Annotated in this window: 17 protein-coding genes and 1 pseudogene; 13 read left to right on the top strand and 5 right to left on the bottom strand. The window is 66.6% G+C overall.

Annotated elements, in window-relative coordinates; all coding sequences use genetic code 11:
* Positions 1-8: 8 nt before the first annotated feature.
* From nreA to GJ631_RS07830, 3 genes and pseudogenes are all read left to right on the top strand, one after another.
* Positions 9-1,287: pseudogene (gene nreA / locus GJ631_RS07835) on the top strand (DNA repair protein NreA).
* Between the two features lie 26 nt (positions 1,288-1,313).
* The gene (locus tag GJ631_RS19220) at positions 1,314-1,445 is read left to right on the top strand and encodes a hypothetical protein (protein ID WP_255453919.1); all 132 of its coding nucleotides are present in this window, start codon (positions 1,314-1,316) and stop codon (positions 1,443-1,445) included.
* Positions 1,446-1,520: 75 nt separating this feature from the next.
* The gene (locus tag GJ631_RS07830) at positions 1,521-2,597 is read left to right on the top strand and encodes an NADH:flavin oxidoreductase/NADH oxidase (RefSeq protein WP_156708613.1); all 1,077 of its coding nucleotides are present in this window, start codon (positions 1,521-1,523) and stop codon (positions 2,595-2,597) included.
* Here GJ631_RS07830 and pth2 read toward each other — a convergent pair.
* The gene (gene pth2 / locus GJ631_RS07825; protein WP_156708612.1) at positions 2,594-2,932 is read right to left on the bottom strand and encodes a peptidyl-tRNA hydrolase Pth2; all 339 of its coding nucleotides are present in this window, start codon (positions 2,930-2,932) and stop codon (positions 2,594-2,596) included. The two genes, GJ631_RS07830 and pth2, sit on opposite strands and share 4 nt — an antisense overlap.
* A 92-nt stretch (positions 2,933-3,024) precedes the next feature.
* On the opposite strand from pth2, the gene GJ631_RS07820 reads away from it, so the two are divergent.
* The 7 genes from GJ631_RS07820 to GJ631_RS07795 all read left to right on the top strand — a co-directional run bounded on the left by GJ631_RS07820 (position 3,025) and on the right by GJ631_RS07795 (position 7,876).
* Positions 3,025-3,483 carry a Yip1 family protein gene (locus GJ631_RS07820; RefSeq protein ID WP_156708611.1) on the top strand — a complete coding sequence of 153 codons (459 nt, stop codon included), beginning with the start codon at positions 3,025-3,027 and terminating at the stop codon, positions 3,481-3,483.
* A gap of 234 nt (positions 3,484-3,717) precedes the next feature.
* Positions 3,718-4,989 (top strand): RNA-guided endonuclease TnpB family protein, encoded by a 1,272-nt coding sequence (locus GJ631_RS07815; protein WP_156708610.1) that lies wholly within the window; start codon positions 3,718-3,720, stop codon positions 4,987-4,989.
* A 47-nt stretch (positions 4,990-5,036) separates the two neighbouring features.
* Positions 5,037-5,162, top strand: coding sequence for a hypothetical protein (locus GJ631_RS19215; RefSeq protein ID WP_255453918.1), 126 nt, complete (start codon positions 5,037-5,039; stop codon positions 5,160-5,162).
* A 45-nt stretch (positions 5,163-5,207) separates the two neighbouring features.
* Entirely contained in the window at positions 5,208-5,801 is a 594-nt protein-coding gene (dcd, locus tag GJ631_RS07810) for a dCTP deaminase (protein WP_156708609.1), read from the top strand.
* Positions 5,798-6,694: a thiamine-phosphate synthase family protein gene (locus GJ631_RS07805; protein WP_156708608.1), complete on the top strand. Its 897-nt coding sequence runs from the start codon at positions 5,798-5,800 to the stop codon at positions 6,692-6,694. Before dcd ends, GJ631_RS07805 begins: the two co-directional genes overlap by 4 nt.
* Before the next feature lie 129 nt (positions 6,695-6,823).
* Entirely contained in the window at positions 6,824-7,354 is a 531-nt protein-coding gene (locus tag GJ631_RS07800) for a class I SAM-dependent methyltransferase (RefSeq protein ID WP_370518594.1), read from the top strand.
* Positions 7,355-7,447: 93 nt separating this feature from the next.
* Positions 7,448-7,876: a hypothetical protein gene (locus tag GJ631_RS07795; RefSeq protein ID WP_156708607.1), complete on the top strand. Its 429-nt coding sequence runs from the start codon at positions 7,448-7,450 to the stop codon at positions 7,874-7,876.
* Here the strand turns inward: GJ631_RS07795 and GJ631_RS07790 are convergent.
* From GJ631_RS07790 to GJ631_RS07775, 4 genes are all read right to left on the bottom strand, one after another.
* On the bottom strand, positions 7,800-9,077 hold the full coding sequence (locus GJ631_RS07790; protein WP_156708606.1) for a twin-arginine translocation signal domain-containing protein: 1,278 nt from the start codon (positions 9,075-9,077) through the stop codon (positions 7,800-7,802). The genes GJ631_RS07795 and GJ631_RS07790 overlap by 77 nt on opposite strands.
* A 68-nt stretch (positions 9,078-9,145) precedes the next feature.
* Positions 9,146-9,904, bottom strand: coding sequence for a DUF7001 family protein (locus tag GJ631_RS07785; protein WP_156708605.1), 759 nt, complete (start codon positions 9,902-9,904; stop codon positions 9,146-9,148).
* Positions 9,905-9,907: 3 nt separating this feature from the next.
* Entirely contained in the window at positions 9,908-10,840 is a 933-nt protein-coding gene (locus GJ631_RS07780; RefSeq protein WP_156708604.1) for a sulfide-dependent adenosine diphosphate thiazole synthase, read from the bottom strand.
* Positions 10,841-10,867: 27 nt separating this feature from the next.
* A complete protein-coding gene (locus GJ631_RS07775; protein ID WP_156708603.1) occupies positions 10,868-11,386 on the bottom strand; it encodes a metal-dependent hydrolase in 519 nt (172 codons plus the stop codon).
* An 83-nt stretch (positions 11,387-11,469) separates the two neighbouring features.
* Here GJ631_RS07775 and GJ631_RS07770 point away from each other — a divergent pair, with 83 nt between their 5' ends.
* The 3 genes from GJ631_RS07770 (at position 11,470) to GJ631_RS07760 (ending at position 14,543) form a co-directional block, all read left to right on the top strand.
* The gene (locus GJ631_RS07770) at positions 11,470-11,856 is read left to right on the top strand and encodes a DUF5789 family protein (protein ID WP_231753924.1); all 387 of its coding nucleotides are present in this window, start codon (positions 11,470-11,472) and stop codon (positions 11,854-11,856) included.
* Between the two features lie 195 nt (positions 11,857-12,051).
* Positions 12,052-13,380, top strand: a complete 1,329-nt coding sequence (gene truD / locus GJ631_RS07765) for a tRNA pseudouridine(13) synthase TruD (RefSeq protein ID WP_156708602.1) — start codon at positions 12,052-12,054, stop codon at positions 13,378-13,380.
* An 83-nt stretch (positions 13,381-13,463) separates the two neighbouring features.
* On the top strand, positions 13,464-14,543 hold the full coding sequence (locus GJ631_RS07760; protein WP_156708601.1) for a sensor histidine kinase KdpD: 1,080 nt from the start codon (positions 13,464-13,466) through the stop codon (positions 14,541-14,543).
* Positions 14,544-14,577: the final 34 nt, after the last annotated feature.

The following is a 14,577-nucleotide window of genomic DNA, read 5'->3' as shown; positions in this document are numbered from 1 at the left end:
CGCCGAGTATGCGCCTCGACGAGTACGTTGACGGACTCGACCGGGAGGAGTCCGTCGAGCTGCGGAAACTCGCCGAGGAGAAGTCCTACGCCATCACCGACCACCTCGACGACGCCCGGACGCGCTTCGACGAGACGCTGTCGGGCGATACGATGGTCGGGTCGACCGCGCCCTCCGTCTTCGTCGGCCGGTCGTCGTACCCCCGCGTTTCGGCCGGACTTCTCGCGCCCGTCGGCGACGAGTCCGACGCCGAGTCCTACGTCACCACCGGCGAGTGGTACCGACAGGGCTACTCCATCGAGGACGTCTTCCAGAAGCGGACTGGCCTGCTCAACTCCACACGGCGCTCGAACGTCGACGTGAGCGACGTGTGGGACGGCTTCGTCGGCACCCAACGCGAGGTCGCCATCGCCGACCGCCCGGTCGACGTGGAGTTGGGACTCGACGAATCGCCGGGGTTCGACCTCGACGGCTCGCTGGAGGACATCGCCGCGCCACGCGGCCCGCGGGCGTCGGCGGATTCGGCGACGCTGACGGAGAACCCCCACGTCCCCCCGTGCCGTCGAGAAGACGCTCTCGGACGACGACTGGCGCGCCGAGGGCGCGATGACCTACCTCTACCGGCGCGGCTTCGACGTCTACGACATCAACAACGTGCTATCGGTCGGCGCGCTCGGGCAGGGCGAAAACAGGCGGCTCGTCCCGACGCGGTGGTCGATTACGGCCGTCGACGACACCGTCGGGAAGTACCTCCGCGGGACGATTCGCAACGCCTCCAGCATCGACGAGACGCTCGTCTGGCACAACAGCTACGTCGGCAACGACTACTGGATTATCGCCACTCCCGGCGAGTGGGAGTTCGAGTTGCTCGAACTGAAGGCGCCGGGCTCAATCTGGAACCCCGACCCGGAGGGGCAACTGTACATGGCCGCCGACCGCGAGGGCTACGAGGGTCGTACCGACTACGTCGACGAGACCTCGGGAGCGTACTACGCGTCCCGATTGGGCGTCCTCGAGGAGTTGGCCGAACGCGACCGACAGGCGAAGGTGTTCGTCGTCCGCCACGCCACAAACGAGTACTGGGCGCCGGTCGGCGTCTGGCAGATTCGCGAGTCGGTGCGGAACGCCTTCGATTCCAAACCGGCCGTCGCCGAGACGTTCCACAGCGCCGTCCGCCAGCTCGTCCCCCAACTCCCCGTCTCGCTGACCGACCTCCGCCGGAAGTCGACGATGGCCGCCGGCATCCAGGCGGACCTCTCGGCGTTCGGCGGCGGAGCGACGGACTGAATACTCGCCGCTCCCGTCACCCGAACATGAGCGACCTGTTGGCCGGCCCGGTGCTGTTCGTCGTCCTGCTGTCGGTGGTCTTTCTCGCCTTCCCGTGTGCGTACCTCTATATGGCGCTGCGAGAGCGGGGCGTCTTCCGGCGCGTGTTCGGCGACTGACGTGTCGACACGCCTGAAATCCCGATTCCGTACCGCTACACAAAGCGTCTTTTCGCGCGGCCACGAACGCCGTCTATGAACCTGTTTACTCCCTTCGAGAGCCGCGACGTGACGGCTCGAAATCGGGTGATGGTGTCGCCGATGTGTCAGTACTCCTGTGAGGAGGAGGACGGACTGGCGACCGACTGGCATCTCGTCCACCTCGGCAGTCGCGCCTCCGGCGGCGCGGGCATCGTGATGAGCGAGGCGACTGCCGTCACGCCGCGGGGTCGCATCTCGCCGAAGGACCTCGGCATCTGGTCGGACAACCACGCCGAGGCGCTACAACCGGTGACGGAGTTCATCGAATCACAGGGCGCCGTCTCCGCCATCCAGTTGGCCCACGCCGGCCGGAAGGCCTCGACGAACCGTCCGAGCGACGGCCACGGTCCCGTCCACGGCGACCGCGGGTGGACGCCGGTCGGCCCGACCGCCGACCCCTGGCCCTACGCCGACGACGAACCGCTTGCGACCGAACGCCTCGACACCGACGGCATCGCTCGTATCGTCGACGCCTTCGCCGATGCTGCGGCCCGCTCTGTCGAAGCCGGCTTCGACATCGTCGAAGTCCACGCTGCCCACGGCTACCTACTGCACGAGTTCCTCTCGCCGGTGACGAACACCCGCGACGACGCCTACGGCGGGGACTTCGAGGACCGAACCCGACTGCTGCGGGAAGTCGTCACCGCCGTCCGGAACACCGTCCCGGAGGGGATGCCCGTCTTCGTTCGCATCTCGGCGACCGACTGGCTGCCGGACCGTGATTCCTGGAGCGTCGGGGATTCAGCACGACTGGCGCGGGACCTCGAACGCCTCGGCGTCGACCTCATCGACGTGAGCGCGGGCGGCATCCACCCCGACCAGCAGGTCCCCGATACCGGCGCGCATTATCAGGTACCCTACGCCGAACGTGTCGCCGAAGGCGGCGTCCCGGTCGGTGCCGTCGGGAAAATCACCACGCCGGAGGGCGCCGACGCCCTCATCCGCAACGGCCGTGCCGACCTCGCCGTCGTCGGGCGTGAACATCTCAAAGACCCCTACTTCGCGGTCCACGCTGCCGAGAAACTGGGCTACGACGCGCCGGTTCCGCGACAGTACACGCGGGGGTTCTAGTACAGCGAGAGGTCGCCTGTCACCTTGTCGACGATGTTCTCCGAACCGGGACCGACCGCCAGCGCCGTTAGCGTTCCCGGCTCCAGTTGGGTGTGGCCGGCGTCACGAATCAGCGCGTAGGGCAGGCCCTCCCGGCGGGCGGCCTCGGCGAGTTCCTGCAGTTGCGATTCGCCAGACCCCTTCAGGACGACTTTCTTCTGGCCGCCGGATTTCCACTCCCGTTGGGCGTCCGGTCCCGCGGACTCGTAGGCTTGCAGCGAGGCGTGGGCGACCTGTGCGGCGAGTTTCCCCTTGCCCATCCCGAGGTCGGTACGCGCGACGATGGCCTGTTTCATACTGTCGCTCGGGCGGAGAGGGACAAAAACCGGGTGGTTGGCGAGCGTGGCGGTGGCTGATTTTATGTTCGTTCGTCGGAAACCCGACTCCGATGGCTCTCTATGCCCTCCGGGACCTGCTCGTGTCCCCCAGAGAGTTCTTCGAATCGCGCCGCCCGGAATCACTCACGTTTCCCGCCCTCGGCGCCATCGTGTTGGTGGCTGTCATCACCGCTGGTGGCCTGTGGGCGGTGATGCAACTCGCGGTCGTCGACCTCCCGCCCGAGGGACGGCGCGCGTTCCGGCGGGTGTTCGGGACGGTTCTCGTCGTCCTCCCGTTCGTCATGCTCGTCAGTTGGGCCATCCTCGCGGGCGTCGTCTACCTCCTCGTCCGTGGGGACGCCACCGAGGCGACCTACAGCGGAACCTTCGGAGTGGTCGGCCTCGCGGCGCTTCTCGAGATTCCCGCGACTATCATCGGCTTCGTGCGGGCCTATCTTCTAACAGGGAGAGAATCCCGCCCTTCCCGCGAAGGACGAGGGTTCCGACAGAGCGTCGGAACCGAGGACTGAGCAGGGCGGGAGTGAATCGCGTAAGCTCCGTGCCACAATCTCCGTGACTGTTGCCTGACTGAATACCCAACGTAAGTATTTAGTGGAGTAAAAACGTACAAATTCTTGTGCGAACGGAGATTGATATGGAGCGCGGTGGCGACCTGCACGAGCGGGTCAAAGAGTACGCTCGTGAGAATGGCATTCGCCATCCGCGTGCTTACCGCGAGTTAATCGAACAAGGGTTAGAGACGGATGGAAACGACTACTAAGACGCTCGAAGCGACTCTCGCGCCGCCGACAGCACACAAGGAGCGGAAACTCTGTGACCTGCTCGAAACCTACCGCGAGGGACTACACGAGGCGTTCGACGCCGGGTGCGACACGATGAGCGCAACCAGTGACGTGGTGACGCCCTACGACCTGCCGTATCAGGCGAAAGCGGCCCTGTGCAACTACGTTCCACAACTTCACGACACCTACAACGCACAGGAGTTGGACGACGACCACCCGGTTCGGCTCACCAACCAAGCCGCCGAGCTTGACCACTCTCCGGCACGAGAATACGAGTTTACGTGGTGGGCACCCCAACCCGGTCGGGGAACGAATTTCTGGATACCGCTTCGTATCAACCCCGAACAAGAGGGACTGTGGCACGACCTCGTAGACGGGGACGCTTCGGCGGGACAACTCCGGCTGCAACAGAATCGCACATCGTGGACGCTACACGTCACTGTCGAATTTCCGGTCGAAGCCCCCGACTACGCGACAGCCGGCGACGACGTGACGCACATCGGTCTGGACATTGGTGAAACCGCCCTGATAACGGGCTGTGCCCTCAAGGACGGTTCACCAACTGGCCCGTTCGTGTGTGACGGGAGCCGTGCGAAGCATCTTCGCAAAGAGATGCACACGACTCTGAAACGACTCCAAGAGCGTGACGCCGCCGAGTGGCGGATGGACGAGCGATTCGACCACTACCAGAACGCACTCACCGATATTGTCGAGAAGGCATCCCGGCAGGCCGTCGAGTACGCCCGGCAATTCGAGAAGCCGGTTCTGGTAATGGAGAATCTGACGTACATCCGTGAAGAATTGGACTACGGTTCGTACATGAACCGGCGACTCCATGCGTGGGCGTTCGCTCGGTTACAGAACCGCGTCGAGGACAAAGCACGAGAGGCTGGTATCCCGGTCGAGTACGTCCGACCGGAGTACACCAGCCAGACGTGCCACGCTTGCGGTCATATCGGAAACAGAGCCGCACAAGCCACGTTCCGGTGTACCAACGACGAGTGCCACATCACGGAGTTTCAGGGCGATATAAACGGCGCAATCAACGTTGCACAACGGGCTGACCCGTGGGGAGAGAGCGTGCCGCTGAAACCGGCAGGCAATGACTCGCCTCGGGATGGGAGTGCCTGTGACAGCACCACGACCCACCGAGAGACGAGCGAGAAACACTCGCAAATGACTCTCTCGGCGTTCCACGGGTCGGAACCCTCTACCAGCGATAGCCGCACTTAGCTGGTATTCCCCATGCGTGGGAAGCCGCGCCGTTCACGGCGCGGAGGATGTCACGGAAGGGCTACGTCTGGCGTGAGGGACTGCTCGGCGCCTACGACCTGCCGAGCGACCGCGCGACGCTCGCAGCAGGCGTAGCCGTCGGCCTCTCGCTTCTCATGGTCTTGTTCGGCTAGCCAGCATCGTTGACCTTTAAGCCCCTGAGGCTCCCGTCTCCGGGCATGATACTCTCCGACGGCGACATCCGTCGCCGCCTCACCGACGGCGAGTTGGTCGTCGAACCCCTCGACGACCCCGAGCTGCAGATTCAACCCGCCAGCATCGACCTCCGCCTCGGCCGGGAGTTCCTCGAATTCCAGCGGACGAACATCCCGTGTATCCACCCGAACAGCGAACAGGAGGTCGACGAGTACGTCGACGAGACCTACGTCGAGGAGGGCGATGATTTCATTCTCCACCCCGGCGATTTCGTCCTCGGGACGACCAAGGAGCGCGTCGAGATTCCGCCGGACCTCATCGCCCACGTCGAAGGTCGGTCCTCGCTCGGCCGTCTGGCGGTCGTGGTCCACGCCACAGCCGGCCTCTGTGACCCCGGCTACGAGGGCCAAATCACCCTAGAGCTATCGAACCTCGGCACCGCCCCCGTCGCCCTCACGCCGGAGATGCGCATCTCCCAGTTGACGTTCACCGAACTGAAGAACCCCGCCGAACGCCCCTACGGTGCCGAGCGCGGCTCGAAGTATCAGGGACAGAAAGGACCGCAGGCCTCCCGAATCCAATCCGACGAGGAGTTCGGAGGCGACCAGAAGCGATGAAGTTCATCGAAGAGGTCGTCGTCGAGGAGTTCCTCCCGACGTTTCGGTCGATGCTGGCGGGGGAACTCCGCGAGCGCGGCCTCACCCAAAGCGAGGTCGCGGAACTGCTCGGCATCAGCCAAAGCGCCGTCTCGAAGTACGCCCACGGCGACGTGGACATCAACGACGCCGTCGCCGACGACGAGCGGGTCCGGGAGACGGTCGAACGGCTGGCCGACGGGCTCGAAACCGGCGACATGAGCCGCGTGCAGGCACTTGTCGAGGCCGAAATCCTGATTCGAAAACTCGAACGCGGCGATTTGCTGGCGAACCTCCACGAGGCGGCGTTCCCGCCGCTTTCGGACCACGAGGGCCCCCTCGACATCCACGACCCCGAAGGCGATTTGCGGACGACAGAGCGGGTGCTGTCGTCGGTCCGACGCGGCGTCCGAACGCTGGAGAACACGAGCGGCTTCGCCGCACTCATCCCGGCGGTCGGGTCGAACCTCGTCGAGGCGCTCCCGGACGCCGACGGCATCGACGACGTGGCCGCCATCCCGGGTCGCATCCTCGACATCAAGGGACAGGCGACGGTTCCCGGCGACCCGGAGTTCGGCGTCTCCGAACACGTGGCGTCGGTCCTGCTCGCGGCCAGGGCGGCCGGCAGCGACGCTCGTGCGGCGCTGAACGTCCGCTACGACGAGGACGTCGTCGCGAAACTCGATGCGGCGGGGTACGAAACCGTCGAGTTCGACGCCGAAGCAGACGTCGAGTCGGCCATCGCCGAGGCGCTGGAATCCAACCCCCAACCCGACGTGTTGTATCAGACCGGCGGCTTCGGTATCGAACCCGTCGTTTACCTCCTCGGAGCAGATGCTGGCGTCGTCGTCGGGACGGTTCGCGACCTCGTCTGATGGGCGTCACCGAGTTCTACGGCCGCTGGGCCGCGCTGTACGACCGAATCGCGACCGCCCCCCGGCGTCGCTCGCTGGCGGCGTGCCGCGGCCGAAGCAGCCGCTGATAGCGGCGATACGGTCGTCGAGATGGGCTGTGGAACCGGGGTGAACCTCCCGTATCTCGCCGAGCGGGTCGGCCCGGAGGGGGCTGTTGTGGGTGTCGACATCACCGGACCGCTCTTGAATCGCGCTCGGGAAGGCGTTGTGGATATAGACAACGCCTCCGTCGTTCAAGCCGATGCGACGCGGCCGCCAGTCGCCGACGCGGACGCGGTTCTCGGCACCTTCGTTTGTGGACTCTTCGAAGACCCGGCCGCTGTCGTCGACGATTGGTGTGACCTCGTCGGGTCGGGTGGGCGGGTCGCGTTGATGGACGCGACGGCGACCGGGACCCCCCTCGCCCGGCCGCTGAATCCGTTGTTCAGAGCGTTCGTCGCGGCGGGTGCGCCGGGGTCGACGCCCGGTGACGTACTCCGTGCACCGTTCGGTCAGTTCGACGGGCCGCTGTCGCGTCGCGTCGAGGCCTCCCGGGCGGCGCTTGCCGCACGCACCGACGACCGCCGCTACGAGACGTTCGCGGCCGGGTTCGTCGGACTGCTGTCGGGACGAGTCCGCTAGCGCGTCGAGTCGGCACCGTTTTCCCCCAATCGGGCGACGAGACGGTATGGAACGACGGGTTCTCGTGGGTGGGCTCACGACGCTTTCGCGGTGGTGGGGGTGGTTCTCGGCAGTTTCCTCCTCGGGCGAGACCTCGTCGCGGCGGTGCTGTTCGCGGCGCTGCCGGGCGGAATCGTCGCCGGCCTGTTATCCCGTGAGTCCGGCCACGTCGGGTCGGGTGCCCGGGCGGGCGCCTACGGGGGGATTGTGGCTTTCCTCGGGTTCGTCGCTATCGGAGCGGTCCAGACGGTTCTCGGCGGTGACCTCTCGGTTCTGTTCCTCGGGGTGCAGACGGTGTTGGTCGCGCTGCTCGTGGTGCCGATTCACGCAGCGGTCGGGGGGCCTCGGCGCCGCTGTCGGCGTCAGAATACGGCGCGCGATGGGTCGGGAGACGGCGCTGTAGCGGCTACGGCGCCTCGCCGTCGGGAGTCGGCAGCGCTCGCAACTCCCGTGGCGGGACGAGGAAGTTCCCCCGGCGCTTGACGAAGATGTATCGGAGAATCCCGTTGTTGACGCGCTGGCGGATGGCCGGCGTCTCTTTGGTGATGTCGGCGCCGTTCATCGCCTCCCGAACCGCCTCGAACGTCGAGATACCCCGTTGGAGACTCGGGAAGTGGAGACTTGCCACGCCGTCGTCGGTCGATTCGACGTGGCGTCGCAGCGTCAGGACGTTGCCCTCCTCGTCGCGGTTGGCGCGGGCCATCTTCTGGGCGTGGCCGACGGCACCGTGTTCCCTCGCCTGTTCGACGAGCGCTTCGAGGTCCTCGGCGACGACGCCGCTGTGGTCGCCGACGTTGTTGCCGACGCCCTCGACGTCGCCGACCTGGTGGGTCCCGAACAGTTTCTTCACCATGCTGTCGTGGTCGTTGTCGCCGTACCAGCGGTCGAGTCGCTGGTGGAGCCGGGAGACGTGTTTCGTCGTGCCGCCCTCGAAGGGGCCGTCGTCGATGGTGATGAACGCCTCGGAGGCCTGATTGCCGGCGAAGCCGGCGTTGAACCCCATGAACAGCTTCGACGCCTCTGGCACCTGCGTCCCCTCGGGAATCCCGTCGACTTCGTCCTGTTTCTCGGCGGGCATGCCGGGTTCGATAAAGCCTGTCCGGCGGGAGTCGACCGTGCCGGGGAACGCCACGGCGTCGACGCCGTTGGCTGTCTCGCGGTCGCCGAACAGCGCCTCGTCGGCCTCCATCACCACGTCGGCGCGGTCGGAGGCGAGATGGATGTGGACGTCCTGGGTGTCGAAATCGGGTTGTTCGAAGTCCGACAGCGCCCGCGGTTGGGGGAGGTCGACGCCCTCCGGGGCGGACCCGTAGCGCTGGAAGTACGACGGCGAGTAGCCGACGGAGAAAATCAGCCCTGCGGGCGAGCGCTCGTAGGCGCGGTCGAGCACCGAAAGGGCGTCGGCGACCTGCTGGCGGTCCGAATCGGTCGGTTCACCGTCCACGTCGAGGTTGACATACAGGAAAATGTGGTGTTTCGGCAGGGCGTGGTTGCCGTGTTCGTCGGTCTCCAGAACGTCGTTCCAGGCGTGTTGGCGGCGCGGAAGCGTCGAGGGGTCTTCGACGCCGGCCGGAACCGGCACCTCGCCGGCGAAATCCAGACACGCAGAGAGGCCCGCCGTGCCGCCAACGGCGACGGCGGCCTTCAGGAAGTGCCGGCGTGTCGGCGCGTAGCGCTGGGTCATTGGTCGGTTTAGTGACCCGATGCCAAAGCGGGTTTTGGTTCGAACGACGAACGGCCGAGACCGACGAGTCAGCCGTACTGTTCGGCGTGGCCCTCACAGAAGGCGGACCCGCGCAGTTGGGCGTTGAGGAGGGCAGGCTGGCGGTGGGCGTCGTACAGGCGGCAGTCGGGGTCGGCACAGAACGCCTCGCCGGTTTCGAGGTAGTGGTACGCCGCCAGCACGTACCCTTTCAGCACGTCGGTCGTCCGGGGGTCGTCGGCGACGAGAAACTCGCCGTCGACCTCGTTTTCGAGTACCTCCCGCGGCGGTGTATCCCCGGAAACGAGGGCGTGTTTCTGTTTGGCCTCGTAGTAGGCCTCGGGTTTCGCGGGCGCCTCGTACAGTCCCGGCACCGAGAGCACGGCCGGCTGTCCGAGGACGGCCACGCGCTTGTGCCAGCGGCCGTCGTGGTCGCCCCACGTCCCGAGAACACGGTCGAGAAGGGGGACGTGGAGGTGGTCGAGACCACCTTCCCCGGGCAGTCGCTTCCGGAGGGCGTCCTGTATCGCCAGCCCGTCGTAGATGACGCCGCCGGCGCGCTCGGGGTGTTCGAGGGCGCGCTGTTCGTACCGGACGATGCCGAGCATGTCGGTGCCCGTCTCGCGGTCGTACGGCGAGAGGACTCGCGCGGCCGCGAACTCGCGGGCCAGTTCCTCCCCGGCCGCGTCGCCGAGCAGGCGGTCCTCGACGGTCACGTCGGCGTCGATTCGCTCCTCGAGCCACGCCGCGATTGTGTCGGCGTCGGCTTCCGTCGTCGGGGCGCGATACAGTGTGACCCGGTCGACCATCCCTCAGTCGTCGGCGGGTTCCGGCGACCGACTCGTCAACTCGACCTCGGGGGCGTCGACTTCGAGTTCGTCGAGTGCGACCTGTGCGGCGCGTTTCCCGGAGAGCAACATGGCGCCGAAGGTCGGGCCCATCCGCGGGAGGCCGTACGTCGTCGCCGTCGCCATCCCGGTGACGACGAGGCCGTCGTGGGCGAGACCGGTGTGTTCGACGACGGCGTCCTCGCTCTCGCCGACCCACATCGAGTCGTGGCCGGGCGAATCGTGACCGGGGGCGCCGTAGCTGTCGTCGCCCGTGTCGTCCATGCCGGTGTTGTGTTCTTCGGCGTGTTCGATGCCGGGGGCGTTGAGGACGCCGCGTTCCTGCAGTTTCGAGACGGCGACGGCGTCGTGACCCGTCGCGTCGATGACCAAATCCGCCTCGACGGCGATGGGGTCGACACAGGTGATTTCCCGTGGCAGGGCATGCACTGGCGTCCAGTTCATGACGATGCCACCGACGCGGTGGTCTTCGCGGATGACAATGTCGGTGAACTCCGTCATGTTCTGCATCTTCGCACCCGCATCGCAGGCGGCTTTGATGAGTCCCGAACACGCTTCGGGGCCGTTGGCGACGAACAGCCCTTCGCTGTCCTGGGAGCGCTTGAAGTCCACGTCGAGGTCCTCGAGGACGTTCTGTGCGGGGTCCCGGACCGTGACTTTGTTCATCAGGAAGCCGCCGAGCCAGAAGCCGCCACCGAGGTAGTTGTTCTTCTCGACGACCATCGTCTGGACGCCGCGCTCGGAGAGTTCCTTCGCCGCCATCAACCCGGAGGGGCCGCCCCCGACGATGATGACGTCCGAATCCGAGAAGTCCATGAACTCCTCGGTCCACTCCTGTCCGATTGCTCGTGTCACTTCCGCCTCTCCCACGTCGGAGAATTTGCCGAACTCGCTCATACAACTGAGTAGTATTCTCTGGTTATACTAAGCCGTTGTGGTCGGCGGCGTTCTCGGTAGCAGGGCGCTCACAGGACGAGGAAGGCCTGCGAGAGAAGCGCGACGGCGCTGCCCGCAGACAGCAGCGCCGCGTTCGCTCGGGGGGTTCGCCGCCGGCGTGAGGTCGAAACTGTGGTGCCACCCTGACAGCGGAGCGAACGGGCGGACGCCCATCGGCGTGATGCTGTCGGCCAGCAGGTGCGAACCGAGCGAAACCGCGACCGCAGTTCCGAGGACGACCCCGAACGCGAGCGTTCGACCGAAGCCGCTCCCGACAGCGACGCCGACGGCGACGCCGACTGCCGAACACACGAGGAGGAACCAGACCGTGTGGGTCGGCCCGCGGTGGTCGATGGGAAGCAGTTCGTCCGCGTCGGGCAGCGTCGCGGTGGCGATGGCGACGGCGAAGCCGACGGCGGCGAGTGTGGGGTCGCCGCGTACCGTCAGTACGGCTCCGAGGGGCGCGTACGCCAACAGCGCCGCACCGACGTGACCCCAGCGGTACATGCTCGGACCCCAGCACCGAGCGAATGAATCCCTTCCGGGAACGCTTCGTAAGGATTACGACGGGAACCCGCGAAGACCGGGGTATGAGCGACAACGGCGACGAGGAGGCCGAGGAAGCCGAACCGGCGGTCGAACTCGGCGAGGGTGACAGCGTCGAGGGCGCACCGCTCGCGCGGGTGGCCTCCCGGCTCCACTACGCCATCGAGAAGAGCGAAGTCGACCGACGCGAGGGGGAGACGACCATCCGGACGCCCGACGGTCCCCGCGAGTTGGGCGAGATACTCGCCGAGAGCGACGAGGTGTACTTCGACACCCGACAGTCCTTCGAGACGGCCGTCCGCGATGTCATCGGAACCGGGCCGATTCCGACCGCCGACGGCGGCAGCGACGCGGGGACGGACCCCGACGCCGACGCCGACGCGGACCCCGACGAGGAAGACGGCGGCTTCGAGTTCTCCGAAGAGGAGTAGCCCGACGCGAACCCTTCTGCTCGCAGACGACACAGTAACTTCGTCACCGGCCGCTCCGTCGGAATTGCCCCGGACGACGAGGCGTGGGCGGGCATCGTCGCCGATACCGGCGAACTCGTCGCGGAGTTCTTCGAGCGGTTGTAGCGGTCGCGACGGAAACAACGACGCTTTGTGAACGCGGCCGCAGGGCCGAGTATGCGCGAGTCCCATCCGATAGAGGCCACCGTCGGCATCGCATACTACGTCTCCGAGGCCGACGGCGTCGGCGGCCACCTCCGTGACCGCCCCGAGGACTTCCGCGTACGAGAGCGGGAGGCCTTCGGCGCGGATGTCCACCCGCTCGACGCCGAAACGGGGTCGTACCCACATCTCGTCTTCCGGGCGACGCTTCGGGGCTGGGACACCAACGACTTCGCCTCGGCGCTGTCGAACGAACTCGGAATCAGCCGCGAGCGGGTGTCGTGGGCCGGTACGAAGGACAAACACGCGGTCACGACCCAGCTGTTTTCGGTGAAACGGCCCGAGGGGAACGATTTGCCGACGTTCGACGGCGTCGACATCGAAGTGTTGGGACGGGCCGGCCGACCCGTACTGTTCGGCGACCTCGTGGGCAACGAGTTCGAACTCGTCGTGCGGGACGCCGAGCGACCGAAGAACGCCGAGGCAATCGCCGCGGAACTGCGAGCCTTTGCGGCAGACGGCGAGGACGACGCCGAGTCGGTCGCCGTCCCGAACGTCTTCGGCCAACAGCGCTTCGGGTCGAAACGCCCCATCACCCACCGGGTCGGCCTCGACATCGTCCGCGGCGACTGGGAGTCCGCCGCGGTCCGGTACGTCTGTGAGGCCGGCGACCGCGAACCCGAATCGACACAGGAGGCGCGGGAGTACGTCGGCGAGACACGCGATTGGGAGGCGGCGCTGGACAGACTTCCGAGGCGACTCCGCTTCGAACGCGCCATCGCCGCACGGCTGGCCGAAGGCGCCGACGCGCCAGTGGACTACCGGGAGGCCCTCGAACGCCTGCCGACGAACCTCCAGCGGATGTTCGTCAATGCAGCCCAGTCCTATGCGTTCAACCGCATCTGTTCGGAGCGCCTGCGTCGAGGGCTGCCGTTCGGACGCCCGGTTACCGGCGACGTGGTGTGTTTCTCCGACGACGACGGACTGCCGGACCCCGGACGGACACAACTCGTCGACGAGCGCCGCGTCGAGACGGTGCGGCGACACTGCGAGCGCGGCCGCGCGTTCGTCACCGCGCCGCTTCTCGGCACCGAAACGGAGTTCGGAAGCGGCGAACCGGCGGCAATCGCCCGGTCGGTCTTCGAGGACATCGGCATCGAACCCGCGGACTTCTCGTTGCCCGGGGAGTTCGATTCCTCGGGCACTCGTCGGGCGATTCGCGTCGAGACGACGCTCGACGTCGACACCGACCCGCTGACGCTTCGGTTCTCGCTACCGAAGGGAAGCTACGCGACGGCGGTGGCCCGGGAGTTCCTGAAGACCGACCCCGAGGACCTCGCCTGAGAGGCAGATTCGTGCTTAGCGGCGCCCAAACGAACAGTGGGCCGAGCGAGGGAGTCAAGTGGGAGGGGGATTATGTGAACCGTATGTCGAATCGGCCCATCAACCGACCGAACGTCCCCGTACGTGACATCGAGGGGTCGTGGGTCGTGGTCGCCATCGGGCTGTGTCTGTCGCTCTTCGGGGGGTGGCACGTCCTCGCATCCGGGATGCCGGGAAGCGTCCTCGAGTCCGGCTCGACGCTCTTCATCAACGTCGGCCTGCCGGTGGTGGCGGTCGGCGTCATGCTGTATGCGGTGCGAAAGGCCCCCACCCGAGAGTGGACCGTCGCACGCTGGATGTTCGGTAGCATCCTCGCGCTCGGAGCGCTCGCGGCGTGGGCCAGCGCCGAATCCCTCATCGCTGGAGAGTTCATGGCCGCCCGGGGGACGCTGTTGTTGGGTGCGAACCTCGGCATCCTCTTCGGCGTCGTCACCGGTGTCAACCGCGCTCGGGCGAAACAGAACGCCGAACTCGCCGAACGCGAGCGCGCCCAGCGGGAGGGGATGGCGTTCCTCAATCACCTGTTGCGTCACCACGTCCTCAACGGAATGACCATCATCAACGGTTACACGGACGAACTCCGCGAGGAGGACGTCTCCTCGGAACACATCGAAGTCATCGAGCGACAGAGCGAGCGCATCGTCACGCTCGTCGAGAACGTCCAGACGCTCGTCCAGTCGCTGTCCGGAGAGCCGGAGGCGAAACCGGTCGACATCGCCGACGTGGCCGACCGTGCCGTCGCCGACGCCCGCGAGACGTATCCGAACGCGAGTTTCGAACTCGAGGCCGACTCGGCGACCGTCCGGGCCGACGACTTCCTCCGGTCGGTCCTCGACAACCTCCTCTCGAACGCCGTCGAACACCACGACGGTGAACCGTCGGTCCGCGTCACCGTCGAGACCGGCGACCCGACGGTCCTGCGGGTCGAAGACGACGGCCCCGGAATCCCCGAGGAGATTCGGCAGTCCTTCACCGAGAAAGACGACATGGCGACCGGCGTCGCCGGCGACGGCCTCGGCCTGTATCTCGTCCACACGCTGGTGACGAACTACGGCGGCGAGGTACACATCGCCGACAACGACCCCCGCGGGACCGTCGTCACGGTCGAACTGCCGCGGGCCTGAGGGAGTTCCGAACCGCCCCGCTTATCGGCGTTCG

Origin of the sequence: Natronomonas sp. CBA1123 (genome assembly GCF_009741925.1) — an archaeon.
Taxonomy (GTDB): domain Archaea; phylum Halobacteriota; class Halobacteria; order Halobacteriales; family Haloarculaceae; genus Natronomonas.
The sequence above is the reverse complement of the archived record's forward strand: the minus strand, read 5'-3'. Positions and strand labels throughout refer to the sequence as shown.

What these genes read in the sequence shown, in the direction of transcription:
- GJ631_RS07800 (WP_370518594.1), top strand. Translation starts at nt 6,824, where the DNA reads ATGGGCTGTGGAACCGGGGTGAACCTCCCGTATCTCGCCGAGCGGGTC.
- GJ631_RS07815 (WP_156708610.1), top strand. Translation starts at nt 3,718, where the DNA reads ATGGAAACGACTACTAAGACGCTCGAAGCGACTCTCGCGCCGCCGACA.
- GJ631_RS07770 (WP_231753924.1), top strand. Translation starts at nt 11,470, where the DNA reads ATGAGCGACAACGGCGACGAGGAGGCCGAGGAAGCCGAACCGGCGGTC.
- dcd (WP_156708609.1), top strand. Translation starts at nt 5,208, where the DNA reads ATGATACTCTCCGACGGCGACATCCGTCGCCGCCTCACCGACGGCGAG.
- GJ631_RS19220 (WP_255453919.1), top strand. Translation starts at nt 1,314, where the DNA reads ATGAGCGACCTGTTGGCCGGCCCGGTGCTGTTCGTCGTCCTGCTGTCG.
- GJ631_RS07805 (WP_156708608.1), top strand. Translation starts at nt 5,798, where the DNA reads ATGAAGTTCATCGAAGAGGTCGTCGTCGAGGAGTTCCTCCCGACGTTT.
- pth2 (WP_156708612.1), bottom strand. Translation starts at nt 2,932, where the DNA reads ATGAAACAGGCCATCGTCGCGCGTACCGACCTCGGGATGGGCAAGGGG.
- truD (WP_156708602.1), top strand. Translation starts at nt 12,052, where the DNA reads ATGCGCGAGTCCCATCCGATAGAGGCCACCGTCGGCATCGCATACTAC.
- GJ631_RS07790 (WP_156708606.1), bottom strand. Translation starts at nt 9,077, where the DNA reads ATGACCCAGCGCTACGCGCCGACACGCCGGCACTTCCTGAAGGCCGCC.
- GJ631_RS19215 (WP_255453918.1), top strand. Translation starts at nt 5,037, where the DNA reads ATGTCACGGAAGGGCTACGTCTGGCGTGAGGGACTGCTCGGCGCCTAC.
- GJ631_RS07760 (WP_156708601.1), top strand. Translation starts at nt 13,464, where the DNA reads ATGTCGAATCGGCCCATCAACCGACCGAACGTCCCCGTACGTGACATC.
- GJ631_RS07820 (WP_156708611.1), top strand. Translation starts at nt 3,025, where the DNA reads ATGGCTCTCTATGCCCTCCGGGACCTGCTCGTGTCCCCCAGAGAGTTC.
- GJ631_RS07785 (WP_156708605.1), bottom strand. Translation starts at nt 9,904, where the DNA reads ATGGTCGACCGGGTCACACTGTATCGCGCCCCGACGACGGAAGCCGAC.
- GJ631_RS07830 (WP_156708613.1), top strand. Translation starts at nt 1,521, where the DNA reads ATGAACCTGTTTACTCCCTTCGAGAGCCGCGACGTGACGGCTCGAAAT.
- GJ631_RS07775 (WP_156708603.1), bottom strand. Translation starts at nt 11,386, where the DNA reads ATGTACCGCTGGGGTCACGTCGGTGCGGCGCTGTTGGCGTACGCGCCC.
- GJ631_RS07780 (WP_156708604.1), bottom strand. Translation starts at nt 10,840, where the DNA reads ATGAGCGAGTTCGGCAAATTCTCCGACGTGGGAGAGGCGGAAGTGACA.